Consider the following 990-nt stretch of genomic DNA (forward strand, 5'->3'; position numbering starts at 1 on the left):
GTCCGCACGAGCCGCCCCTCTTCACCGGCCCGCGCGGCGTCGTCGACGTACGCCACCGCCTTGGGGAACCGGCGTCTGAGTGCGGCGAGGTTCTTGAGGCCGTCGCCGGAGGTCTGGCCGTAGACCGCGCCGAGCACCGCGATCTTGGCCTGGTCGCGGTCGCCGGAGAAGGCGCGGTCGGAGACGGACTGGTAGAGGTCGGTGGGCCGGCCGGCCACCTCCATCAGCCCGGGGTCGCGGGAGATCGCGGCGAGCACCCGGGGTTCCATCTGGTCGGCGTCGGCGACGACGAGCCGCCAGCCCGGGTCGGCTACCACCGCGCGCCGGATGACCTTGGGGATCTGCAGTCCGCCCCCGCCGTTGGTGACCCAGCGCCCGGTGACGGTCCCGCCGGCCAGGAACTCGGGCCGGAACCGCCCGTCCCGCACCCAGTCCTGCAGCCAGGACCAGCCGTGGGCCACCCAGATCCGGTACAGCTTCTTGTATTCGAGCAGGGGCTTCACCGCCGGGTGGTCCAGGGACTGGATCTCCCAGCGCCGGGTCGACCTGACCTTGATGCCGGCCTGCGCGAAGGCCTTGACGACGTCCGCGGGCAGGTCCGGCCGCACCCGCCTCCCGAAGGCGGCCGACACCTCGTCCGCCAGCTCGGCGAGCCGCCGCGGCTCACCGCCCCCGGCGTACCGCTCGCCCAGCAACTCGTGCAGCAGCTCCCGGTGCACGTCGGCGCTCCACGGCAGCCCCGACCGGTTCATCTCGGCGGCGACCAGCATGCCCGCCGACTCGGAGGCGGTGAGCAGCCGCATACGGTCGGGGTGCGCGGTGGTGTCGTGCCGCCGCTGCTGCTCGGCGTACACGGCGAGGAGGTCGGCCAATGGGAGGCGGACGCTCTGCGGTTCGAAGAGCGAGGACTGCGAGCCGGGTTCGGCGGCCCGCTGCGGCGGATCCGGCGGTACGGGTCCGCCGCGCAGCCGGGCCAGCGCGGCGGCGGCA

General features: G+C 74.3%; 1 protein-coding gene. It reads right to left on the reverse strand.

From position 1 onward, the window contains the following. On the reverse strand, positions 1–990 hold a 990-nt coding region (locus R6V09_RS53855; protein WP_317888654.1), incomplete at both ends, for a bifunctional 3'-5' exonuclease/DNA polymerase.

The sequence above is a fragment of the Streptomyces sp. W16 genome (assembly GCF_033194735.1).
Taxonomy (GTDB): domain Bacteria; phylum Actinomycetota; class Actinomycetes; order Streptomycetales; family Streptomycetaceae; genus Streptomyces.